This is a genomic window from Pseudomonas sp. MWU16-30317, assembly GCF_020515695.1.
Classification (GTDB): domain Bacteria; phylum Pseudomonadota; class Gammaproteobacteria; order Pseudomonadales; family Pseudomonadaceae; genus Aquipseudomonas.
This window is the reverse complement of sequence record NZ_JAIWJA010000003.1, coordinates 868,329-891,153: the sequence shown is the minus strand read 5'-3', so window position 1 is coordinate 891,153 and position 22,825 is coordinate 868,329. Positions and strand designations below refer to the sequence as shown.

Here is a 22,825-nt window from a genome sequence, read left to right as displayed (position 1 = left end):
CACCACTGCTGAGTGAGGGTCGTTGCGTTGCACATAACGTGAAGCTACCGGTTTGTGGTGAAGCGTCAGGCGGGCATGGTACCGATCGGGCGGTAACAGAGGCTCAATTGCGGCCGAGTATAGCGTGGCGGCGACGAGCCTGTCGATACGGCGATTGGGCACCGGTTCGGCTCTCCCAGGGCAATGTTTCCCAATCGTTTCTTACCCGTTGCACTTGTTACCTTCCCAGCGCGACAGAGGAACAGCCTCTTGCCGGGCTCACGGATGAGCACTGCCATAACAAAAACAACAGGACCGCCCCTATGCTCATGTCACGCTTGTCAGCCACGACTTGCACCTTCGCCATCGCCCTTGTCTGTTCATCCGACAGCCTGGGCGCGCCCTATTCATCCCTGCATGTATTCGGCGACAGCCTGAGCGATGCCGGACATTTCGCCGACCCGGATGCTTCGCCTGGCAGCCACCTACGCTTTACCAACCGCATCGGCCCCACCTATCAGCCAGGCGAGCCCTTCGCTCCAGTCGCGCCGATGCTGCTGGGCCGCCGGCTGGGCATTGCCGAGGCCAGCCTTGGCCCGGCGGTGCATGCTGACCTACCGGCCGGCGGCAACAACCATGCGATTGGTGGATGGCGCACTGACCAGATCCTGCAAACTATCACCGGCACACCGGACACCCCCGGTTATCTGAGCAACGGCCAGCGTGCCGATCCCGAGGCCCTCTATTACCTCACCGGCGGTGGCAACGACTTCATCCAAGGCAAAGTGATTGGCGTGGCGCAAGCCCAGGCGGCGGCCGATCGCCTGCTCGCCAGTGTGTCGGCCCTGAAACAGGCGGGTGCCCGCACTATAATGGTGTGGATGCTCCCCGATCTCGGCAATACGCCAAGCGTCTACCCCATCGGCCTGGGTAATTTTCTGACGCCCTGGTCCGCCGCCTTCAACCAGCAATTACTCGACGGCCTCAAAGGTATCGACGCCCAGGTCATCCCACTGAATATTCCCGGCCTGTTCGGGGAAGTGCTAGCGGCCCCGGTACAGTTCGGGCTGGTACCCGGCAAAGGTGCTGTGACCACCTGCTTCAATGGCCAGCTGTGCGATGAACACCCCCAATACGGTATCAACAGCCCCACCCCCGACCCGAGCAAGCTGCTGTTCAACGACGCCGCCCACCCCACCACGGCCGGCCACCGCCTGATCGCCGATTATGCGTGGTCGCTGCTTGCCGCACCGTGGGAAATCACCCTGCTGCCGGAGATGGCCCATGGCAGCCTGCGTGGTCATCAAGACGAACTGCGCAGCCAATGGCAGACACCCTGGCAGCCCGTCGGGGAATGGCAAGTGCTGCTGGTGGCCAACGATCAATCCATCCGCCATGATGCGCAAAGCACCTCAGCGCAGGGCAAAGGGCGCGCGCAGCAATTGCTGGTCGGCACCAGCTATCGCCCGAGCGAGCATTGGCGGCTGGGGATCGCCAACGGTTTCGAGCATCAGCAATTGGAAGCGGGGAGCGCCGATTCTCGTTACCGGATGGACAGCTATATGCTCAGTGCCTTCAGCCAATACCGGGGCAATCATGCCTGGGCCGACCTGACGCTCAGTGGCGGGCTGACCCGTTTCGACAATCAGCGACGCTTCGCGCTGGGCATTCAGACCCGCACTGAACGGGGCGAAACCCAGGGCTCTGCGGTGGCTGCGGGCGGGCGCCTGGGTTTCGATCTGGCGCGCCCGGACAGCGCCTGGCACTTGTCGCCGTTCGTCAGCGCTCACTATGGACGCGCTACCGTCGAGGGTTACCGAGAAAAAGGTGATCGCACCACGGCGTTGACCTTCGCCGATCAACAACGCCACTCTCGGCGCCTGGGTGTCGGCCTGCAAGGGACGCTGCCACTGGCCAAGCGTTTGTCGCTGCATGGCGAGGTCAGCCATGAACGCGAGTTCGATAATCAGCGACAGGCACTGACCATCAGCCAGAACACGCTGTCGGGGCTGGATTTCACGCTGCCGGGCTATCAAGTGCCAGGCAGCCACCATCGTGCGAGCCTGGGGCTGCGGTTGCAATTGGCGCAGGATTGGTCGTTGCAGACGGCGTATAGCTGGCAGAAAAGCGCGGGGGTTGTGCAGCAAGGGGCTGGGGCGGGGTTGAACATCACGTTCTAGAGTCACCGCCCCTCTGTGTGAGCGGGCTCTGCCGCGAAGCGCTTGAAGCCTTTAAAAAACTTCGCGGGCAGATCCCGTTCCCACAGCTATCAGCTATCAGCTATCAGCTATCAGCTATCAGCTATCAGTCAGCCGAAACAGGCTGCTCCGCCAACGCCACCGCCTTGAACATGGCGCGGCGCTTGTTGATGGTTTCTTCCCACTCCAGCGCCGGCACCGAGTCGGCCACGATACCGCCGCCCGCCTGCACATGCAGCTCGCCGTTCTTGATCACCGCGGTACGGATGGCGATGGCCGTGTCCATATTGCCGTTCCAGGCAAAATACCCCACTGCCCCGCCATACACGCCACGCTTGACCGGCTCCAGCTCGTCGATGATTTCCATCGCGCGAATCTTCGGTGCGCCCGACAAGGTGCCCGCCGGCAGAATCGCCCGCAACGCATCCATCGCCGTCAGGCCTTCCTTCAAATGCCCGGTGACGTTGGACACAATGTGCATCACGTTGGAATAGCGCTCGATGACCATCTTCTCGGTCAACTTCACCGAGCCCACCTCGGACACCCGACCGGTGTCGTTGCGCCCCAGGTCGATCAACATCAAGTGCTCGGCGATCTCCTTGTCATCGCTCAACAGATCGACCGCCAGCGCTTCATCGGCCTCCTCGGTGGCGCCGCGTGGGCGCGTACCGGCGATGGGCCGCACGGTGATGAGATTATCCTCGACCCGCACCAGCACCTCGGGCGAGCTGCCGACCACGTGGAAATCGCCAAAATTGAAGAAGAACATATACGGCGTCGGGTTGAAGCAGCGCAGCGCGCGATACAAGTCGATCGGCGCCGACTTGAAATCGATGGTCATGCGTTGCGACGGCACCACCTGCATGCAGTCGCCCGCCAGGATGTATTCCTTGATGGTGTCGACGGCGCGCTCATAGTCGGCCTGGGTGAAGCTTGAGCGGAACACCGGTTCGGCGCCCTGCTCGCGGCTGAAATCCAGGCCCCGACGGGGCGTGATCGGCTCGCGCAGCTTGGCCATCAGCGTATCGAGCTGAGCCTGGCCAGCGGCGAATGCATCAGGCTGCTCGGGATCGGCCAACACGATCGCATGCATCTTGCCGGCCAGATTGTCGAACACCACCACCGCATCGGAAACCATCAACAGGATGTCCGGCACGCCCAGCGGATCAGGATTGGGGCACTTGCCCAGGCGTTTTTCGACATAGCGCACGCAGTCATAACCGAAGTACCCCACCAAACCGCCATTGAAGCGCGGCAGACCGGCGATGGTCGGCACCTGGTAACGGGCCTTGAAGGTTTCGACGAACGCCAGTGGATCCTCGACCTCGTGGCGCTCGATCTCTTCGCCATCGAGCGTGATGCGTACCGTGTGGTCATGCACCCGCAACACGGTACGGCAGGGCAAGCCGATGATCGAATAGCGCCCCCATTTTTCGCCACCTTGCACGGATTCGAGCAGGTAGGAGTTGGGGGCGTCGGCCAGTTTCAGGTAGATCGACAGCGGCGTGTCGAAGTCGGCCAGGGTTTCGCGAGCGAGCGGGATACGGTTGTAGCCGGCATCAGCCAAGCGCAGGAATTCTTCGCGGATCATGAGCAGCCTCGTGGCATGAGGGGAAAACGGTCAGGTAGGCAAACGAACCGGCAGCGCCGGCGGCAAAAGTCAGGCGCGCCAACGCCAGCGGGCCAGGGCCTTGATGACTTTCATCCAGAGTTTGCGAGTGACCACCACGATGGAATCTCTTTGCGGGGAGGAGTCGATTGCGGCCAACGTTAGCGCACCGCTTGCCGGTAAGCAACCGGGGATCAATGCGCGCAGATCATCGATGACCAGCGTCGGCGATTCTTCACTGATCGGCCGACCGTGATTGTAGCCGTAGCTCATGGCCACGCAAGCCACGCCAGCCGCCTTGGCCGCCAGCACGTCACTGCGCGAGTCGCCGACGAACAGCGCATGCCGGGGTCGCGCATTGGCCATTTTCATGACGAACAGCAAGGCGGCCGGATCAGGCTTTTGTTGCGGGAGGGTATCGCCGCCAATGATCCATTTGAAAAAACGCCCCAGGCCCAGCTCATCCAGCAGCGGCGCGACGAACTGCTCCGGCTTGTTGGTGATCAGGGCCATTTTCACACGCTTTTTATGCAGCCACTTGAGGGTCTCGACCACGCCCGGATACAGCGTGGTCAGCGCGTGACTGTCGCCGTAGTGAGCCATGAACAATTCAAGCGCCCGAGCGGCCTCGGCATCATCGATGTGGTCATGTTCCAGACCGCCCGCCAGGGCGCGGCGTACCAGCACCTTGGCGCCGTTGCCGATCCAGATGCGTACCGCTTCAATGCCTGCGGGTTCCCGGCCCAGTTCGGTCAGCATCTTGTCCACGGCGACCGCGAGGTCCGGCACCGAATCGACCAAGGTGCCGTCGAGGTCGAACATCACCACCCGCGGCAAATGCTCGGGGAACAGCTGGGCCAGGTTACTCATGAGCGCGCCAGCGCGAGCTCGGCATGCATTTTGGCGATGGTGTCTTTGTAATCGGGGGAGTTGAAGATCGCCGAGCCGGCGACAAAGGTGTCGGCACCGGCCTCGGCGATTTCGCGAATATTGTGCAAATTTACGCCGCCGTCGATTTCGAGGCGAATATCGCGGCCACTGCCATCGATCAAGGCGCGGGCCTCGCGCAGTTTTTGCAGGGTGCCAGGGATGAATTTCTGCCCGCCGAAGCCCGGGTTGACGCTCATCAGCAGGATCATGTCGACCTTGTCCATGACGTATTCGAGCAAATTGAGCGGCGTGGCCGGGTTGAACACCAGCCCGGCCTTGCAGCCGCCTTCGCGGATCAACTGCAGGGAGCGGTCGATGTGCTGGGTGGCTTCGGGATGGAAGGTGATGTAGGTGGCGCCGGCCTCGATGAAATCGCCGATGATGCGATCGACCGGGCTGACCATCAGGTGCACATCGATAGGTGCCTTGATGCCATATTTGCGCAGCGCCGCACAGACCATCGGGCCGATGGTGAGGTTGGGCACGTAGTGGTTGTCCATCACATCGAAGTGGACGAAATCACCGCCTGCGGCAATGACGTTGTCGACTTCTTCGCCCAGGCGGGCGAAATCTGCGGAGAGAATGGAAGGAGCAATTGCGTAGGGCTGCATGGCGCACCTGTTGGGCTGAAATCACGGTGGCGCGCATTGTAGCCCAGGACAGAGGGTGACGGGCAGGTGCGGGTTTTCGGGTGTGTCAGTGCGGGCCCCTTCGCGGGCAAGCCTGGCTCCCACAATGGTGCGGTGTACGCCTGTAGGAGCAAGGCTTGCCCGCGAAAGCGATCCAATAGCCGCCACCGATCAAGCGGCGGTACGCATTTTCTCCCCACGCCCACGCAGCCATTCCAGCACCAGCAACAAAATCACCGAAAACACGATCAGCAACGTCGCCGCCGCCGCAATCGTCGGGCTGAGGTTTTCGCGGATACCGCTGAACATCTGCCGCGGCAAGGTCGCCTGCTCGGGCCCAGCCAGGAACAGCGTGACCACCACTTCATCGAAGGACGTAGCAAACGCGAACAACGCGCCGGAAATTACCCCAGGAGCGATCATCGGCAGCGTCACTCGACGAAAGGCGGTCAGCGGCGAAGCACCGAGGCTCGCGGCGGCCCGCACCAGATTGTGATTGAAACCCTGCAGCGTCGCCGACACCGTAATGATCACGAACGGCACGCCCAGCACCGCATGAACGATGATCAGTGAGAAGAAACTGTTGCCCAGGCCCAACGGCGCGAAAAACAGATAGCTCGCCACCCCGATGATCACCACAGGCACCACCATCGGTGAAATCACCAACGCCATCACCAGCGACTTGCCGGGAAAATCCCCACGGGTCAGACCAATCGCCGCCAGGGTGCCGAAGATCATCGCCAGCACCGTGGCCGCCGGGGCAACGATGATGCTGTTGCGCAGCGCGCGCATCCACTCGGCCGAGCCGAAGAAGTCCTGATACCAGTGCAGCGAAAATCCCTGCAGCGGATAGACCAGAAAGCTGCCGGAGTTGAACGACAACGGGATGATCACCAGCACCGGCAGGATCAGGAATAGCAGCACCAATCCACAGAGGATGCGCAAACCGTAAAACCACGCCCGCTCGATGGGCGACATGTAGGGGGTCAGCATTTTTTATCTCCTCAGCTCAGGCGCAGGCGGCTGGCACCGACCAGGCGGCTATAGATCAGGTACAGCACCACCGTGGCCAGCAGCAGCAAGCCGCCCAATGCCGTGGCCATGCCCCAGTTGATGCTGGTGTTGGTATAGAAGGCCACGAAGTAGCTGACCATCTGATCGTTCGGGCTGCCCAGCAATGCCGGGGTGATGTAGTAGCCGATCGCCAGGATGAACACCAACAGGCAACCCGCGCCGACGCCCGCGTAGGTCTGCGGGAAATACACCCGCCAGAAACTCGCGAACGGATGGCAGCCCAGCGAAATCGCCGCACGCATGTAGGTGGGCGAAATGCCCTTCATCACGCTGTAGATCGGCAGGATCATGAACGGCAGCAGGATGTGCACCATCGAGATGTACACGCCCACGCGGTTGAAGACCAGTTCCAGCGGCTTGTCGATGATGCCCATGGCCATCAACGCGCTGTTGATCAGCCCACCCGATTGCAGTAGCACGATCCACGCCGCCACCCGCACCAGGATCGAAGTCCAGAACGGCAACAGCACCATGATCATCAACAGGTTGCTCTGCCGGGTCGGCAGATTGGCCAGCAGGTAAGCCAGCGGATAGGCCAGCGCCAGGCAGATGGCGGTGATCACTAGGCCCATCCAGAAGGTGCGGGCGAAGATATCCAGGTAGATCGCCTGATCCGGGGTGGCGGGCGCCAGCTCGCCGAGATCGTCGATCCGGTGATCCACCGCCGCCAGCAGATAATAGGGCGTGACGCTGCTGGTGTTACGGCGGATCACTTGCCAGTACGCCGGATCGCCCCAACGTTCGTCGAGACCCTCCAGCGCTTCTTTATAAGAGCCAGGGGCGGCCTCGAAAGGCAGCGCCTTGGCGGTTTTCATCAGCAGGCTGCGGTAGCCCGCCGATTCCATGTTCAAGCGCTTGGACAGATCGCCCAATTGCTGATTCTTGCGCGCATCGGCCAGGTCCTCGCTCAACGCCTTGAAGGTCATCTCTTCCGGCAGGCCCTTGCCATCCCACGCGGCCATGGCAGCGACCGTGCGCGGCAGCGTGCCGACCACTTCCGGGTTACCTACGCTCTTATAGAGCAAGGCCACGATAGGCACCAGGAACACCAGCAGCAAGAACAGCACCAACGGCGCGATCAACGCCTGGGCCTTCCAGCGGTTGAGCCGCTCGGCGCGGGCCAGCCGTTGCTTCAGGGTGGGGCCGGTGACCGGGGTCAGGGGCACTGCGATGGCCATAACGTACTCCGCAAGACTTTGACGAGAACGACGCCCCCTAGGTGGAGGCGCCGGCTTTACCACCGGATACCTTTACTTGGCAGCCCAGGCGTTGAAGCGTTGCTCCAGTTGCTCGCCGTTGTCAGCCCAGAAGCTGACGTCGATCTGCACCTGGTTGGCGATGTTCTCCGGCGTGGTCGGCATGTCCTTGAGGATGCCTTTGTCGAGCAGCGGTACCGCCTGGCTGTTGGCCGGGCCGTAGGCGATATTCGAGGAGTAGATCTTCTGTTGCTCGGGCGAAACGCTGTAGGCGATGAACTTCTTCGCTTCTTCGGCGTGTTTCGCGCCTTTAGGAATAGCCCAAGCGTCGAAGTCGTAGATCCCGCCGTTCCACACCACCTTGAGGTTGCTGTCTTTCTGCACGGCAGCGATGCGACCGTTGTAGGCCGAGCTCATGACCACGTCACCCGAGGCCAGGTACTGCGGCGGCTGGGCCCCAGCTTCCCACCACTGGATGTTGGGCTTGAGTTCGTCGAGTTTCTTGAACGCGCGGTTCTGGCCGTCTTTGCTGGCCAGGACCTTGTAGACATCCTTGGGCGCTACGCCGTCGGCCATCAGCGCGAATTCGAGGGTGTACTTGGCGCCTTTGCGCAGGCCACGTTTGCCAGGGAATTTCTGGGTGTCCCAGAAGTCGGCCCAGCTGGTCGGTGCGGTCTTGAGCTTGTCGGCGTTATAGGCCAGCACAGTGGACCACACGAAGAAGCCGACGCCGCACGTCTGGATCGCGCCCTTCACGTAGTCGCTGCCATTGCCGAACAGTTTCGGGTCGAGGGTTTCGAACATGTCTTCGTCGCAGCCGCGCGACAGCTCGGGCGATTCGACTTCAACCAGATCCCAGTCAACACTCTTGGTGTCGACCATGGCTTTGACCTTCGCCATTTCGCCGTTGTATTCGCCCGCGATGATCTTGCCGTTGCCCGCAGCTTCCCACGGCGCGTAGAACGCTTTGACTTGTGCGGCCTTGTTGGCACCACCGAACGACACCACGGTCAAGTCGGCGGCCATGGCCTGGGCCGCACACAGCATGCCCAGGGTGAGGGCGGTGAACTTCAGATGCTTGAGCATTTAATCGATTCTCCAGAGTGCAGGTTGGGTGTATCTCTTATGGTTTTTCTTACAACGGCAGAGGTAATCGTTACGGTGCGTCGGGCAGCGGATCGAGCGCGCGGCCGTGCTCGATCTGCCAGCCCAGTGGCACTACGTCGCCCACGGCCAGGCTCGGATCGAGCTCGGCGATCGGCTGCTTGACGAAGAAATCGGTTTTGCCACACACCTCAAGACGCACGCGCACGTGGTCGCCCAGGTAGATGAACTCGGCGACGCGCCCGGAAAAACGGTTGGCGCATTCGTTGCTATGGCCATTGAGGCGGATACGCTCAGGTCGGATCGACAGGGTCACTTCGTCACCGATCTGGCCGACATTGACCGCCAGCGCGGTGACCTTCTCGCCCCGGGCCAGGCCCACCACGCACTGATCGCCGGCGCGACTGAGCAGCCGCCCGGTGATGCGGTTATTTTCGCCGATGAAGTTGGCGACAAAGGTGTTGCTGGGGGATTCATAGAGGGTGCGCGGGTCGGCGATCTGCTGGATCTCGCCCTGGTGGAACACCGCCACGCGGTCAGACATCGTCAGCGCTTCGCCCTGGTCGTGGGTCACGTAGACCACGGTCACGCCCAGGCGCTGGTGAATGTGCTTGATCTCCATTTGCATGTGTTCGCGCAGCTGCTTGTCGAGCGCGCCAAGGGGTTCGTCCATCAGCACCAACTGCGGCTCGAACACCAGCGCGCGGGCCAGGGCGACGCGTTGCTGCTGGCCACCGGACAACTGCGCCGGGTAGCGCGAGGCGAAACTGTCGAGCTGGACCATGCCGAGCACGCGTTTGACTCGCTCGGCGATGTCGGTCTTGCTCAGGCCGCGCACCGACAGCGGGAACGCCAGGTTCTCGGCGACAGTCATGTGCGGGAACAGCGCGTAGTTCTGGAACACCATGCCGATGTCGCGCTTGTGTGGCGGCACGTTGTTGATCGAGCGACCGGCCAGCTGGATTTCACCGGCGGTGGGTGTCTCGAACCCGGCCAGCATCATCAGGCTGGTGGTCTTGCCGGAACCCGAGGGGCCAAGCAGGGTGAGGAATTCGCCTTTGCGGATATCCAGGTTGAGGTCTTTGACGATCAGCGCTTCGCCGTCGTAGCTTTTTTGCACGCCCCGAAAGCTGACCAGCACTTCGCTCGCCTGCGCGCTTGATTGAACCACGCTCATAACCCGTACCTATGATGATTGGTGACTGCCTGCCTACAGCCTAGTGAAGGCTGCAGGCCACGCAAATCGGGGGCCGGGAGAGATTGGCATCAGCGCTATGGAAGCTTTGGGGTAGGGATTGCCCTACACGGATGGCGTGGACAGGTATGCGGGACGAGCGGTTGCCGCTATTGCTGGGTGCAGGGGTGTCGTAAATGGATACGTCTGGCTTGCGGGCGCCTTCGGCGGCGAAGAGGCCCGCCTGTACACCCTGCAATTCAAATCAATTTATGCTCCATCGCATATTTTACTAGCTCGGCGAGTGACGCCACCTTGAGCTTTTGCATCAACCGCGCCTTGTGGGTGCTGATAGTCTTGCTGCTCAGGGCCAGTTGCTGGGCGATGTCATTGACGTTGGCGCCCTGGGCGAGCCGCTCGAATACCGAAAATTCGCGCTCGGACAGCAGCGTGTGCAACGGCCGAGAATCGGTGAGGCCGACCTCGAACACCATGCGATCGGCCAGGTCCGGATCAATATAGCGCCCACCGCCCGCGACCCGACGAATGGCAGTCAGCAGCAACGCGGGGTCGCTGTCCTTGGTGGCGTAGCCGGCGGCGCCGACCTTCAAGGCGCGGGCCGCCATTTGCGCTTCGTCGTGCATCGACAGCACCAGGATCGCCGGTGGATGGCTCAGCGCGCGAATCCGTGGGATCGCCTCCAGGCCATTGACCCCGGGCATGGAAATATCCAGCAGCACCACTTCGCAAGGTGTATGGCGCAGCGCTTCGAGCAACTGCTCGCCATTGCTGGCCTCACCGCACACGAACAGGTCCTTGGCCAGCCCGATCAACTGTTTGATGCCTTCGCGCACGATGGTGTGGTCTTCGGCCACGAATACACGGATCACATAATCTCTCCTGAAAACACATCAACCTGTGGGAGCGAGCTCTGCCGGCGAATCGCCAGAATGCTGAAGACTCAGGTGCCTCAATGATATTGCATCGCAAATCCGGCGCTCTTCGCCGCCGAACGCGCAAGCCCCGACAGGATCTGCGTCAAACCCACGGAATCGCCACCTTGAGCTGAGTCCCCTCCCCCGGCGCACTGTCGAGCTGCAAATTGCCGCCGAGCATCAGCACCCGCTCACGCATACCGACCAGGCCGAACGAAGCGCTGGGCACACTCGGATCGAAACCGATGCCGTCATCGATGATCAACAGGCTCAGCCACTGGCCGTCATCCACAAGCACGACCTCCACAGTATGCGCCTGCGCGTGGCGCATGACATTGGTCAGTGCCTCCTGGAGGATGCGGAACAGGCCGATCGCCTTGCCATCGCCGAGCGCCGGGAGCTGCTCCGGCACCTGGACCAGGCACGGGATCTGGGTGCGCGCCTCGAAACGCCGTGCCTGCCACTCGATGGCCGAGCCGATGCCGGCATCGAGGATCGGCGGGCGTAGAGCGGTTGCCACATCGCGCACCAGCTGAAACAGCTGGGCGATCAGCTTCTTCATGCTGTTGAGGCGCTCCTGCAAACCGGGATCCAGCTGCGCATAGGCCAGCTCGCACATTGAGGTTTCGAGCTTGAGCACGGTGAGCATCTGCCCCAATTCGTCGTGCACCTCGCGGGCGATACGGGCTTTCTCTTCTTCGCGCACGCTCTCCAGGTGCGCGGTCAGATCCCGCAACTGTTCCGCCAGCCCGGCCAGCCGCGCTTCGCTTTCCATCAATGCGGCAGAGGCGCGGCGGCGTTCGGTGACGTCCTGGATATACACCACCAGGTATTCACCGTCCTGAAAGCGCAGAAAACTCAGCGACACGTCCGCTGGCAGAATACTGCCATCGGCGCGCACGCACTCGGTCTCGACACTCTGCGAACCGTCCTCGCCCTGGCGTGCGCGTTTCCACAGATTGAGCCATCGATCCATGTGCAAGCCGGGCTCGAAGTCGATCAGCGGCCGGTCGACCACCGCCCCCGGTGCATAGCCCAGCATGGTCTCGGCGGCGCGGTTGGCATAGCGCACGTGGCTGTCCCAGTTCACCCACAAAATGCCGACCGTGCTCTGATCGATGGAAAACTGCGTGAGCTGCAACGCCTGCTCGGCGGCCTGATGACGGGCGACGGCCTCCCTCGAGCGCAACAGGTCGTCCTCCAGATGCCGTACCTGGCGGCGCTGCCAGCTGAGAATGGCGATGCTGGCCAGCACCATGGCCAACAGCAGCAGGCACAGGTTCAGCCAGAAACCGCCGGCTTCATTGAGGGTCGGGTATCTAGGCTGCAGCCAGCGAGATCGCCACTGCACGATGTCCTTGACGGGGATATCGTGCAGACCGGCCTCGATTACGCCGGCCATCTGTGGCCAGTCGCGCCTCGACCCAATGCGCAAAAGCTGCGGGCGACCGATGTCACCCACTACTGCCAGGCTGGCGAATTCGGGCTCCCTGGACAGACGACTGAGTTGCGCTTCGTCGACCACCGCGTAGCTGGCCTGCTGGCTAAGCACCGCCTGCAGCGCGTAGCGCTCCAGCGGTACGCCCTGGATATTGAGATTGCTGTAGGTGTCGCGCAGGTAATCGGCCACAGGGCTGGGCATGCGCACCGCCACGCGGTCGCTCTCGCCGAGCTTTTCGAGATCGACTGCTACTGCGCCGTTGCGCTCGCCCACCACACGCTCGGCGATGCGCATGTACGGATCGGAAAAAATCCACAGACGCAAACCCGACGGCGTCTGCGTCAGGCCCGGGGCGAAATCGATATCGCCTTGGCGCAGCCCGGCTTCCAGCGCGGCCTGATCGGGGTAATGGCGCCAGGTCAACTCCACCGGAAGTACCTTGGCCAAGCCATTGATCACATCGACGTTGAGCCCGGACAACTGCTGCGAACGTCGATCATAGGACGCATAAGGGGTTTGCAGGATCAGCCCCACCCGCCACTGGCGATGGGCCGCCAACCATTGCGCGTGGACGGGATCAAGGGACGCGACGGCAGGCACGTCGGCGCGCGCTTGCCCGCCGACCATCACACCGAGCATCAGTACGCCCATCAGCAACAGGCTGCACAATCGAATCATTTGCTGTCTCATGAACAAGAAGAACTGGCCTGGCACTTGGCTGCTGCAACCAAATGGCTTTAGGCTGCCGGCTACTACACTGGACTGGAATACCCGATGTCTCCAATCTACCGCACATCGCTCGCTGTTCCGTGCTTTTCAATTTCGCGCAGCGCCTTTTTGTGCCTGGCACTGGTTTCGCCTTGGGCGCTGGCCGCCGATCCGGCGCCCGCCGCTGCCCCGCCAGCTGCACCGGCCGCGCCCCGCACGCCCATCATGGAGCGCAGCGAAGAAGACGCACTGGCCCTGACGCGCACCCTGCCCGCCGCCGAGCAAGTGCAACTGCAAGCGGGCAGCGATAACTTTCTGGCCCTGTGGCGCCCGGCCAATGCCCCGAACGGTAACGGCGTGGTGATCATTGTCCCCGGCACCGGCGAGACTGCCGACTGGCCGCAAGCCGTCGGCCCGTTGCGGCGCAAGCTGCCGGATGGCCAGTGGGCCAGCCTGAGCCTGACGGTGCCGGACCTGCTCAGTGATTCCCCGCAACCGCGCGCCGTTGCCGCAACGCCGACACCAACCGAATCGAAAAGTCAGTCCACCCCCGCCGATGCCAATGCACCGGTGGAGCAGGCTACGGCCGCCGATGCCGATCCGGGTGACAAGAGCGCAGCCGCCGACTCGGCCGATGAACAGTCCGACGCCGATGCCCAGCGCATATTCGCCCGTATCGATGCCGGCATCGCCTACGCGCAAACCCAGAAAGCCCGCAGCATCGTGTTGCTCGGACATGGTTCGGGCGCCTACTGGGCTACCCGCTATCTGACCGAACGCCAACCGTCGCGGGCGCAGCGACTGGTCATGGTCGCCGCCCGCGCACCGCAAGGCGCGACGCAACCGCTGGAGCAATTGACCTCGCAGCTCAAGGTCCCGGCTGTGGATATCTTTTATGGCGATGAGGGGACAGCGAGCAAAACCGCCAAGGCACGGCTGGAGGCCAGCAAGCGCGTCACCGGCAGCCAATATCGCCAGGTCAACCTGACAGTGCTGCCGGGTGACCCGCAGGCCGAGCAGGAGCAACTGTATCGGCGAGTGCGAGGGTGGTTGAGTCCGGATAAGAATCTGTAGGGAGATTGGCGTGGCTCTTGAAGGCCTCTTCGCGGGCAAGCCTCGCTCCCACAGGTGTACTACTCGGGATCGGCGAACTCTGTGGGAGCAAGGCTTGCCCGCGAAGAGGCCCGCCCTGCTGACGCAATATCAAAAATCGCGCCGCTGCCTGATCAACGTGTAGGCATTGTGCAGATCGCGCGTGCGCTCGGTCGCCGCCCGGACCTGCGCCTCATTGGCACCGCTGCCTTCGAGCTTGTCCGGATGGTGCTTGCTGAGCAGTCGGCGGTAGGCGCGTTTGATCTGGTCCGGCTCGGTGGCGCTGTTTACCCCTAACAAGCGCAAGGCATCCTGATATTCCCCACCACTGTTGACCGGCGGCTTGTTGCGTCGCGGCTCGTAGTCGGCGCCCAGCGCCAGGCTTTGCTGGCGAGTCCAGCCCAGCCACCCGCTCCACTGCAGGATCAACTCGCGCTCGGTCGCCCCTACCCCACCATCCGCCCAGGCCATGCGCCAGCAGGCTCGCAGGATCCCCTCACCCGTGTGCGCCTGGCGCCCAAGACGGCGCAGATGCCCGCGCACATTGTCGCGCCCGGTCTTGCCGCGGCCGAACGAGGCGATCGCGGCCTGCTGCGCGCCCGGCCCGAGATGCAATTGCGCCATCTCGTGCCGCGCCTGACGAATATGGCTATCGGTGACCACCCCGTCGCTTTTAGCCACCCGCCCGAGCAACACGAACAGCAATTCGTCGTCGCGCAATGCCGGGCGACCGCCCAACAATTCGCGAACGTTGGCCCAGCTGTGCAGTTGCAGGCGCCGATCCAGCGCCTGGCCCAGCAAAGCGCCAAGCATGGCACCGGGAATACTGGCGATGGCATACCCCGCACCCGCGCCTATCAAGGTCGTCGGCCACAGCACGTTATTGGCGCTCGGCCAGCAAGCGTTCGACATCGGCGAGTCGCTCATGGGTGCCGACGTCGATCCACTGGCCGGTGAAGTGCTCGCCACTGACCTGCGCCTGGCTCATGGCCTGACGAAACAGCGGCGCCAGCTTGAACGCCCCTGGCTGGCAGTTGGCGAACAACGCTGGGTGCAGAATGGAAATACCGCTGTACGTCAATTGCGCCTCCCCTGGCAGGCCGTCACGGACCTTGCCTTTATTCAAGACAAAATCTCCCAGCGGATGTTGCACCGGGTTATTCACCAGCACCAGATGGGCCAGCCCCTCTATTGGGCGGTGCAGGCGAGCGAAGTCATAATCGGTCCACAGATCGGCATTGACGATCACGAACGGCTCGTCGCCCAGCAGCGGCAATGCGCGCAAGATACCGCCGCCGGTTTCCAGCGGTTCGCCTTCTGGCGAATAGCTGAGTTGCACGCCGAAGCGCTGACCATCGCCCAGATGGTCTTCGATCTGCTGCCCCAGCCATGCGTGGTTGATGACGACCTGCTTGAAGCCGGCCTTGGCCAGCGCCCTGATATGGTATTCGATCAAGGGCACGCCGCCGGCGCGCACTAGCGGCTTGGGGGTGTGCAATGTGAGCGGGCGCATACGCTCGCCCTTGCCCGCGGCCAGAATCATCGCCTTCATGATTGGGCGCCCTTGGCCGCAGCGGGCAGCGAGCGCAGCAGATCGGCCAGATCGGCCAGTTCAGGTCGGCGTGCCAGCACTGTCTCTATATAAGCGAAGAAGCGCGGCACGTCGGCCAGGTAACGCGGCTTGCCATCACGGTGGCAGATGCGCGCGAAGATACCGATGACCTTGAGGTGACGCTGCACTCCCATCAAATCGCTGGCCCGCTGAAACTCGGCGAAATCGGCCTGCACCGGGATACCCTTGGCGGCGGCCTGCCGCCAATAGTCGTGCAACCAACCCTGCACACGTTCTTCGGGCCAGCTCAAGAAGGCGTCCTTGAACAGGCACGTCACGTCATAGGTTACCGGCCCGTAGACGGCATCCTGAAAATCCAGCACGCCGGGGTTCGGTTCGCTGTCCATCAGGTTGCGCGGCATATAGTCACGGTGGACCAGCACCTTGGGCTGCGCCAGTGCGCTGTCGATCAACAACTCGCTGACCCGCTGCCAGCGTTGCAGCTGTTGCGCATCGAACTCCACGCCCAGATGCCGGCGCACATACCATTCGGGGAACAACTCCAGCTCGCGGCGCAACAGTGGCACGTCATAGCTGGGCAGCGGCGTGTCCATGGGCAACTGCTGCAGGGCGATCAGTGCATCGATGGCATCGGCGAACTTTGCCGTGGCATTTTCGGCATCGATGACGTCCAGATAGGTCTGTTTGCCCAGGTCGCTGAGCAAAAGAAAGCCGTGCTCGAGGTCTTGAGCATGAATTTGCGGGACATTTATCCCGCTTTTTTTCAACAACCCAGCGATTTTTACGAACGGTTCGCAGTTTTCCTGGGGGGGAGGAGCGTCCATGATGATGAAACTTCTGCCGTCGGCGGCCCAGCGGAAATACCGCCGGAAGCTCGCATCACTACTGGCTGCAACCAATGAAACCGGGGGTACAGCGCCCCAGCCCTGGTCGTTGAAGAGGTGTGTCAGCTGCTCCGCAAGCCAGACTTCGAGGTGTTGCAGGCGTACATCTTGCTCAGGCATTACAAGGGTCTCCGACGGCGCTAGCCGTCAAGCGGGTCATGCTTTATTATCCAGCATCTTTTTCAGACCATCGAGAGGCGTGCGGCCCCACCGCGGGCAGATGGCACGCAGGAAGCCCGGACTAATAAGATGGCATTGAAATCCCCCGCGTTTCGTAGAAAGTTTCCGTTGCTCGTAACCGGCAGTCTGCTGGCGATGCAACCCCTGATCCTCCCGCATGCAATAGCAGCGGAACAGTTCGACTGTTCAGTTTCTGCTGCCGGCACCTGGGACTGCAAGCCCCAGACGAGTGCAGCCAATCTGCCACCACGTCCCGTTCAGGACGGCGCGGTAGCGGATGGCCGCAGTGCGTCTGGCGCCGACGGCAAGGCAGAGGGTCCGACCAAGGTTATCGACAGCAAAGGCCGAGGACTTGAATCCCGCAGCACTGACTACAGTCACCTCGACTGGGTCACGCGGGACAAGCTCACCCCTGCGCAGTTGGCGGAGGCAGGCTCTTATTGCTCCGGTGCCTACATCGAACCCGTCCGCCCCGGCATGAACGACAAGACCTCGAAGAAGGACGCGCCCACTTTCCTGGGTGCCAAAGCTTCGCGCTACGAGCAGCAGACTCAGGTCGCGACGCTCGCCGGTGATGTGGTCATGCGTCAGGGCAGCATGCAGCTCGAAGCCGATGAGGCGAGCCTGCATCAAGCCGAAAGCCGTGGCGAGCTGACCGGTAACGTCAAGCTGCGCGACAACGGCGCGCTGATCGTCGGCGACCATGCCGAAGTCCAACTCGATACCGGTGCCGCCCAGGTCGACAACGCCGAGTACGTGCTGCACAAGTCGCGCATTCGCGGCAGTGCGCTCTACGCCAAGCGGGCCGAGAACGCCATCATCCGCCTCAAGGATGGTACGTACACCACGTGTGAACCGAACAGCAACGCCTGGCAGCTCAAGGGCAACAACATCACCTTGAACCCGGCGACCGGCTTCGGTACCGCGACCAACGTGACGCTGCGGGTCAAGGACATTCCGATCCTTTACACGCCGTACATCTATTTCCCGATCGACAGCCGTCGTCAATCGGGCTTCCTGCCGCCGAGCTTCTCGAGCAGCAGCAAAACCGGCTTCATGCTGGTCACGCCGTACTACTTCAACCTGGCGCCTAACTATGACGCCACGTTGTACCCGCGCTTCATGGCCGAACGCGGCACCATGATGGAAGGCGAATTCCGCTATTTGACCAACACCAGTGAAGGTCAGTTTGGTGGTGCGTTCCTGAATGACAGCGATGATGAGCGCTCGAAGCAGACCGACTACGAAAAAGATCGCTGGATGATCAACTGGCAGCACAAAGGTGGCCTGGGCTCGCGCCTGACCACCCAAGTTGACTTCACCGATATTAGCGATCCGTACTACTTTCAGGATCTCGAAAGCGATCAGATCGGCGTTGAGAAACGTGACTACATCAACCAGCAGGGCAGCCTGACCTGGCGCGGTGATACCTATCAGGCCGGCCTGAACGTGCAGGCGTACAAGTTGGCAACGGTATCGGACATCACCCCGTACAACCGTCTGCCACAGATCTACTTCAACGGTGCGTTGCCATTCCATCCAGGCGGGCTGGATTTCAGCTATGCGACCGAAGCAGTGCGCTTTGAGCGTGATCTGCAGAACGGCAATTACACTAACGAAGACGGTGGTGACCCAGTTCCGCGCCTTGACACCAACGTCCGGGGTCTGGCCCGCGCCAACGGCAACCGGTTGAACTTCGTGCCAGCCATCAGCTTGCCGCTGTCCAACAGCTATGGTTTCATCAAGCCGACGCTCAAGTACGCCTACACCCAGTACGATCTCGACCTTGACGGTACGGGCAAATCGCAGCTCACCGATGGTAGCTACGACAAGTCCCCAAGCCGCGGCGTCCCGATCAGCAGCATCGACAGCGGCCTGTACTTCGACCGCAATACCAGTCTGTTCGGTACCAACTATCGCCAGACACTCGAGCCGCGCCTTTACTACCTCTATGTGCCGTACAAGAACCAGGATGACATCCCGGTTTTCGACACCTCCGAGTACACCTTCAACTACGATTCGCTGTTCCGCGACAACCGCTTCAGTGGTTCGGACCGTATCGGCGACGAGAACAAGATCTCCCTCGGCCTCACCAGCCGCTGGATCGAAGACAACGGCTTCGAACGCCAACGCATCAGCGTCGGCCAGGCGTACTACATGGAAGATCGCAAGGCGCAACTGCCTGGCATCGACTACCGTACCCGCGACGACGCCACTGCCAAGGTCTCCCCGTACGCGCTGCAGTACGTCTTGCGCTTCAACCGCGACTGGCGCTTCAACTCCGAGTACAACTGGGATCCGGACAGCCACAGCCCGCGCTCCGGCAGCGCGATGTTCCACTACCAGCCTGAAGACAACCCCAACAAGGTGGTCAACTTCGGTTATCGCTATCGCAACGACCTGGTGCGTTACGACAACGCGACGGGTACCTGGAAAGTGGGCGGTGGCGACTACGGCACCCCTGGCACCCCTGGCTATGTGAAGGACTACTACAAGATCAAGCAGCATGACTTCTCGGTCATCTGGCCGCTTGTTCCGCAGTGGAGCCTTATCAGCCGCTGGCAGTACGACTACAACCGCAACCGTACGCTCGACGCCTTCGGTGGCTTCGAATACGACAATTGCTGCTGGAAGTTGCGCTTCATCAGCCGGTACTGGGTCGACTACGACGAGTACAGCCAGGACGCGCCTCAAAACGAGAAAGGCGATCATGGCCTGTTCCTGCAATTCGTGCTCAAAGGGCTCGGTGGCGTAACAGGCACCAAAGTCGAAAGTTTCCTCGACAAAGGCATTCAAGGTTATCGTGAACGTGAAGACCAAGCTAATTGATCGACTGCGCCCCATGATGTTGGGCGCGGTGTTACTGAGTGGCGTGGCGCACGCCGATTTCCGATCGCTGGACAGCGTGGCCGCGATCGTCGACAACGACGTCATCATGAAAAGCCAGCTCGATGCGCGGGTGCATGATGTAGAGCAGACCATCGCCAAACGTGGGGGCGGCATGCCGCCCCCTGATGTACTGCAACAGCAAGTGCTCGAACGCCTGATCGTCGAAAACCTGCAACTGCAGATTGGCGATCGTTCCGGCATCCGCATCACCGATGAAGAACTCAACCAGGCCATGGAAACTATTGCCCAGCGCAATAACATGAACCTGACGCAGTTCAAGGGTGCCCTGGCTCACGACGGTGTCTCGTTCGAAGACGCCCGTGACCAGGTCCGTCGCGAAATGATCATCAGCCGTGTGCGTCAACGCCGTGTGGCCGAACGCATCCAGGTCTCCGAGCAGGAAGTGAAAAACTTCCTCGCTTCCGACCTGGGCAAGATGCAGTTGTCCCAGGAATTCCACCTGGCCAACATCCTGATTCCGACGCCTGAAAGCGCCGACTCCGATGCCATCCAGAAAGCTGCCAGCCAGGCCACGGCCGTCTATCAGCAACTGAAAAGCGGCGCCGATTTCGCCCAGACCGCCATTGCCAAGTCGTCCAGCGACAACGCACTGGAAGGCGGCGACATGGGCTGGCGCAAGTCGGCTCAGTTGCCACCCCCTTTCGACACGATGCTGTCGAAGACGGCCGTGGGTGATATCACTCAACCAGTGCGGACGCCGGGCGGCTTCATCATTCTCAAGGTCCTGGAAGTCCGTGGCGGCGAACAGGCGCAGATGCGTGATGAAGTCCACGTGCGGCATATCCTGATCAAGCCGAGCGAGATCCGCAGCGAAGCGGAAACCCAGCGCCTGATAAATACCGTCGCCGATCGCATCAAGAACGGCGAAGACTTCGCCGCACTGGCGAAGAACTTCTCGGAAGACCCGGGCTCCGCGCTCAACGGCGGCGACCTCGGCTGGGTCGACCCAGCGTCGCTGGTTCCGGCTTTCCGTGACGTGATGAACGAGACTGCTCAAGGCGTCGTGTCCAAGCCATTCAAGAGCCAGTACGGCTGGCACATCCTTGAAGTGCTGGGTCGCCGTGCTACCGACAGTACCGAACAGGCTCGCGAACAGCAGGCCCTCAGTGCCCTGCGCAACCGCAAGTATGATGAAGAGCTGCAAACCTGGCTGCGGCAGATCCGCGACGAAGCCTACGTCGAGATCAAGATCCCTGGCGCCGAAAAGGCTGCCCAGTGAAACCCGCACGTTTTGCGGTGACACCCGGCGAGCCGGCGGGCATAGGTCCAGACCTGTGCCTGTTGCTCGCCGCGCAACGCCAGCCCCACCCCCTGATCGCCATTACCAGCCACGACCTGCTCCGCGAGCGGGCCGTGCAACTGGGTGTGGCCGTCAACCTGCTGCGGGTCAGCCCCGACGCGCTCCCCGAGCAGCCCGCCGACGCGGGCAGTCTGTACGTCTGGGACACGCCACTGGCGGCCCCGGTACACACCGGAGAGCTCGACAAGGCCAATGCCGGCTTCGTCCTCGAAACCCTGACCCGTGCCGGTCGCGGCTGCATGGACGGCCTGTTTGCCGGGATGATTACCGCGCCGGTGCACAAAGGGGTGATCAATGACGGCGGCATTGCGTTCTCTGGCCACACTGAATTCCTCGCCGAGCTGACCCACACCGAGCAAGTGGTGATGATGCTGGCCACCGGCGACCTGCGGGTTGCACTGGTGACCACGCACCTGCCACTGCGTGAAGTCGCCGACGCGATAACCACCGAGCGGCTGCAGCGCGTCACGCGCATCCTGCACGCCGATCTGAAGCACAAGTTCGGCATCCCGGCGCCGCGTATCCTGGTCTGCGGGCTCAACCCCCACGCTGGCGAAAGCGGACACCTGGGCCGAGAAGAAATCGACATCATCGAGCCTGCGCTTGAACAACTGCGTAGCGAAGGCATGGACCTGCGCGGCCCCTTGCCTGCCGACACTTTATTTACCCCCAAATATCTGGAGCACTGCGACGCGGTGCTGGCGATGTACCACGACCAGGGCCTGCCCGTACTCAAGTACAAGGGCTTTGGCGCCGCCGTCAATGTGACCTTGGGCTTGCCGATCATCCGCACCTCCGTCGACCACGGCACCGCGCTTGATCTGGCCGGCACCGGGCGCGTCGACACCGGCAGCCTGCAGGTTGCCCTGGCCACCGCCTACCAGATGGCCGAGACCCAACTATGACCGAGCAATACCAACACCGGGCGCGCAAGCGTTTCGGCCAGAACTTCCTGCACGACGCTGGCGTGATCGACCGCATTCTGCGTTCCGTGCATGCCCGCCCAGGCGAGCACGTCCTGGAAATTGGTCCGGGCCAAGGCGCATTGACCGAAGGCATCCTCGACAGCGGCGCACAGTTGGATGTGGTCGAAATCGACAAGGACCTGGCGCAGATCCTCACCCAGCAGTTCGCTGCGCGTGAAAACTTCAGCCTGCACCAGGGCGACGCGCTGAAATTCGACTTCAATACCCTCGGCGCCGCTCCTGGCACCCTGCGGGTGGTCGGTAACCTGCCGTACAACATCTCCACACCGCTGATCTTTCATCTGTTGCACAACGCACATTTGATCAAAGACATGCACTTCATGCTGCAGAAGGAAGTGGTCGAACGCATGGCAGCCGGGCCGGGCGGTGGTGATTGGGGGCGGCTGTCGATCATGGTGCAGTACCACTGCCGGGTCGAGCATCTGTTCAACGTTGGCCCGGGCGCCTTCAATCCGCCGCCCAAGGTCGACTCGGCAATCGTGCGCATGGTGCCCTACGAGACCCTGCCCCACCCGGCCAAGGATCACCGCCTGCTCGAGCGCGTGGTGCGCGAAGCCTTCAATCAGCGGCGCAAGACGCTGCGTAACACGCTCAAGGCATTGATGCCCAATGAGGCCATCGAAGCCACTGGCGTGGATGGCAGCCGACGTCCGGAGCAGCTCAGCCTGGAAGAGTTCGTGCGCTTGGCCGACAAGCTGCATGAATTAGGCGATCCTGCCTGATTCTTTTGCGCCAGCCATCAAGCCCCCTTCGCGGGCAAACCTTGCTCCACAGTGGTGAGCCCTGCACCTGCAGGAGCAAGGTTACGCGTTCGGCGGCGAAGAGGCCTGCTGCATCACCGCTACATCTGGCCCTACCCCACCCTGATGACCTAGACTGATCGAATCCGCCTCTTTTGGTTTACTCGTTTTTGTTCAAAGGCG

Annotated in this window: 18 protein-coding genes; 6 read left to right on the top strand and 12 right to left on the bottom strand. The window is 61.9% G+C overall.

Annotation, left to right across the window (positions count from 1 at the left end; translation table 11 throughout):
- The first annotated feature begins 308 nt into the window (after window positions 1-308).
- Window positions 309-2,159, top strand: a complete 1,851-nt coding sequence (locus LIX93_RS12945) for an autotransporter domain-containing SGNH/GDSL hydrolase family protein (protein ID WP_226504471.1) — start codon at window positions 309-311, stop codon at window positions 2,157-2,159.
- A gap of 124 nt (window positions 2,160-2,283) precedes the next feature.
- On the opposite strand, the gene trpE is transcribed toward LIX93_RS12945, so the two are convergent.
- From trpE to LIX93_RS12900, 9 genes are all read right to left on the bottom strand, one after another.
- Window positions 2,284-3,768, bottom strand: coding sequence for an anthranilate synthase component I (gene trpE / locus LIX93_RS12940; protein WP_226504422.1), 1,485 nt, complete (start codon window positions 3,766-3,768; stop codon window positions 2,284-2,286).
- A 69-nt stretch (window positions 3,769-3,837) separates the two neighbouring features.
- A complete protein-coding gene (locus tag LIX93_RS12935) occupies window positions 3,838-4,656 on the bottom strand; it encodes a phosphoglycolate phosphatase (protein ID WP_226504421.1) in 819 nt (272 codons plus the stop codon).
- The gene (gene rpe, locus LIX93_RS12930; RefSeq protein WP_226504420.1) at window positions 4,653-5,327 is read right to left on the bottom strand and encodes a ribulose-phosphate 3-epimerase; all 675 of its coding nucleotides are present in this window, start codon (window positions 5,325-5,327) and stop codon (window positions 4,653-4,655) included. Before rpe ends, LIX93_RS12935 begins: the two co-directional genes overlap by 4 nt.
- A gap of 189 nt (window positions 5,328-5,516) precedes the next feature.
- Window positions 5,517-6,338 (bottom strand): ABC transporter permease, encoded by an 822-nt coding sequence (locus LIX93_RS12925; protein WP_226504419.1) that lies wholly within the window; start codon window positions 6,336-6,338, stop codon window positions 5,517-5,519.
- 11 nt (window positions 6,339-6,349) lie between these two features.
- Complete coding sequence (locus tag LIX93_RS12920) at window positions 6,350-7,597, bottom strand: ABC transporter permease (protein ID WP_226504418.1); 1,248 nt, start codon at window positions 7,595-7,597, stop codon at window positions 6,350-6,352.
- Window positions 7,598-7,669: 72 nt separating this feature from the next.
- Window positions 7,670-8,701, bottom strand: coding sequence for an ABC transporter substrate-binding protein (locus LIX93_RS12915; RefSeq protein WP_226504417.1), 1,032 nt, complete (start codon window positions 8,699-8,701; stop codon window positions 7,670-7,672).
- Between the two features lie 70 nt (window positions 8,702-8,771).
- Window positions 8,772-9,896 (bottom strand): ABC transporter ATP-binding protein, encoded by a 1,125-nt coding sequence (locus LIX93_RS12910; RefSeq protein ID WP_226504416.1) that lies wholly within the window; start codon window positions 9,894-9,896, stop codon window positions 8,772-8,774.
- 257 nt (window positions 9,897-10,153) lie between these two features.
- Window positions 10,154-10,783 carry a response regulator transcription factor gene (locus LIX93_RS12905; RefSeq protein WP_226504415.1) on the bottom strand — a complete coding sequence of 210 codons (630 nt, stop codon included), beginning with the start codon at window positions 10,781-10,783 and terminating at the stop codon, window positions 10,154-10,156.
- A gap of 148 nt (window positions 10,784-10,931) precedes the next feature.
- A complete protein-coding gene (locus tag LIX93_RS12900; RefSeq protein ID WP_226504414.1) occupies window positions 10,932-12,947 on the bottom strand; it encodes a transporter substrate-binding domain-containing protein in 2,016 nt (671 codons plus the stop codon).
- 96 nt (window positions 12,948-13,043) lie between these two features.
- On the opposite strand from LIX93_RS12900, the gene LIX93_RS12895 reads away from it, so the two are divergent.
- Complete coding sequence (locus LIX93_RS12895; RefSeq protein ID WP_226504413.1) at window positions 13,044-14,051, top strand: alpha/beta hydrolase family protein; 1,008 nt, start codon at window positions 13,044-13,046, stop codon at window positions 14,049-14,051.
- Between the two features lie 129 nt (window positions 14,052-14,180).
- Here LIX93_RS12895 and LIX93_RS12890 read toward each other — a convergent pair whose 3' ends face one another.
- The 3 genes from LIX93_RS12890 to LIX93_RS12880 are packed head-to-tail and all read right to left on the bottom strand — an operon-like array spanning window position 14,181 to window position 16,646.
- Entirely contained in the window at window positions 14,181-14,948 is a 768-nt protein-coding gene (locus tag LIX93_RS12890) for a TerB family tellurite resistance protein (protein ID WP_226504470.1), read from the bottom strand.
- 1 nt (window position 14,949) lies between these two features.
- A complete protein-coding gene (gene murU / locus LIX93_RS12885; RefSeq protein ID WP_226504412.1) occupies window positions 14,950-15,621 on the bottom strand; it encodes an N-acetylmuramate alpha-1-phosphate uridylyltransferase MurU in 672 nt (223 codons plus the stop codon).
- Window positions 15,618-16,646 carry a phosphotransferase gene (locus LIX93_RS12880; RefSeq protein ID WP_226504411.1) on the bottom strand — a complete coding sequence of 343 codons (1,029 nt, stop codon included), beginning with the start codon at window positions 16,644-16,646 and terminating at the stop codon, window positions 15,618-15,620. The genes murU and LIX93_RS12880 overlap by 4 nt, the downstream gene beginning before the upstream one ends.
- Window positions 16,647-16,775: 129 nt before the next feature.
- Here LIX93_RS12880 and LIX93_RS12875 point away from each other — a divergent pair, with 129 nt between their 5' ends.
- The 4 genes from LIX93_RS12875 to rsmA are packed head-to-tail and all read left to right on the top strand — an operon-like array spanning window position 16,776 to window position 22,624.
- Window positions 16,776-19,535 carry an LPS-assembly protein LptD gene (locus tag LIX93_RS12875; RefSeq protein ID WP_226504410.1) on the top strand — a complete coding sequence of 920 codons (2,760 nt, stop codon included), beginning with the start codon at window positions 16,776-16,778 and terminating at the stop codon, window positions 19,533-19,535.
- On the top strand, window positions 19,516-20,835 hold the full coding sequence (gene surA, locus LIX93_RS12870; RefSeq protein ID WP_226504409.1) for a peptidylprolyl isomerase SurA: 1,320 nt from the start codon (window positions 19,516-19,518) through the stop codon (window positions 20,833-20,835). Before LIX93_RS12875 ends, surA begins: the two co-directional genes overlap by 20 nt.
- Window positions 20,832-21,821, top strand: coding sequence for a 4-hydroxythreonine-4-phosphate dehydrogenase PdxA (gene pdxA, locus LIX93_RS12865; protein WP_226504408.1), 990 nt, complete (start codon window positions 20,832-20,834; stop codon window positions 21,819-21,821). Before surA ends, pdxA begins: the two co-directional genes overlap by 4 nt.
- Window positions 21,818-22,624, top strand: coding sequence for a 16S rRNA (adenine(1518)-N(6)/adenine(1519)-N(6))-dimethyltransferase RsmA (rsmA, locus tag LIX93_RS12860; RefSeq protein ID WP_226504407.1), 807 nt, complete (start codon window positions 21,818-21,820; stop codon window positions 22,622-22,624). Before pdxA ends, rsmA begins: the two co-directional genes overlap by 4 nt.
- The last annotated feature ends 201 nt before the right edge of the window (window positions 22,625-22,825 follow it).

Excerpts from the sequence above, each read along its gene's own strand:
- LIX93_RS12945 (WP_226504471.1), top strand. The coding sequence starts at position 309 with ATGTCACGCTTGTCAGCCACGACTTGCACCTTCGCCATCGCCCTTGTC.
- trpE (WP_226504422.1), bottom strand. The coding sequence starts at position 3,768 with ATGATCCGCGAAGAATTCCTGCGCTTGGCTGATGCCGGCTACAACCGT.
- LIX93_RS12935 (WP_226504421.1), bottom strand. The coding sequence starts at position 4,656 with ATGAGTAACCTGGCCCAGCTGTTCCCCGAGCATTTGCCGCGGGTGGTG.
- rpe (WP_226504420.1), bottom strand. The coding sequence starts at position 5,327 with ATGCAGCCCTACGCAATTGCTCCTTCCATTCTCTCCGCAGATTTCGCC.
- LIX93_RS12925 (WP_226504419.1), bottom strand. The coding sequence starts at position 6,338 with ATGCTGACCCCCTACATGTCGCCCATCGAGCGGGCGTGGTTTTACGGT.
- LIX93_RS12920 (WP_226504418.1), bottom strand. The coding sequence starts at position 7,597 with ATGGCCATCGCAGTGCCCCTGACCCCGGTCACCGGCCCCACCCTGAAG.
- LIX93_RS12915 (WP_226504417.1), bottom strand. The coding sequence starts at position 8,701 with ATGCTCAAGCATCTGAAGTTCACCGCCCTCACCCTGGGCATGCTGTGT.
- LIX93_RS12910 (WP_226504416.1), bottom strand. The coding sequence starts at position 9,896 with ATGAGCGTGGTTCAATCAAGCGCGCAGGCGAGCGAAGTGCTGGTCAGC.
- LIX93_RS12900 (WP_226504414.1), bottom strand. The coding sequence starts at position 12,947 with ATGATTCGATTGTGCAGCCTGTTGCTGATGGGCGTACTGATGCTCGGT.
- LIX93_RS12895 (WP_226504413.1), top strand. The coding sequence starts at position 13,044 with ATGTCTCCAATCTACCGCACATCGCTCGCTGTTCCGTGCTTTTCAATT.
- murU (WP_226504412.1), bottom strand. The coding sequence starts at position 15,621 with ATGAAGGCGATGATTCTGGCCGCGGGCAAGGGCGAGCGTATGCGCCCG.
- LIX93_RS12880 (WP_226504411.1), bottom strand. The coding sequence starts at position 16,646 with ATGCCTGAGCAAGATGTACGCCTGCAACACCTCGAAGTCTGGCTTGCG.
- LIX93_RS12875 (WP_226504410.1), top strand. The coding sequence starts at position 16,776 with ATGGCATTGAAATCCCCCGCGTTTCGTAGAAAGTTTCCGTTGCTCGTA.
- rsmA (WP_226504407.1), top strand. The coding sequence starts at position 21,818 with ATGACCGAGCAATACCAACACCGGGCGCGCAAGCGTTTCGGCCAGAAC.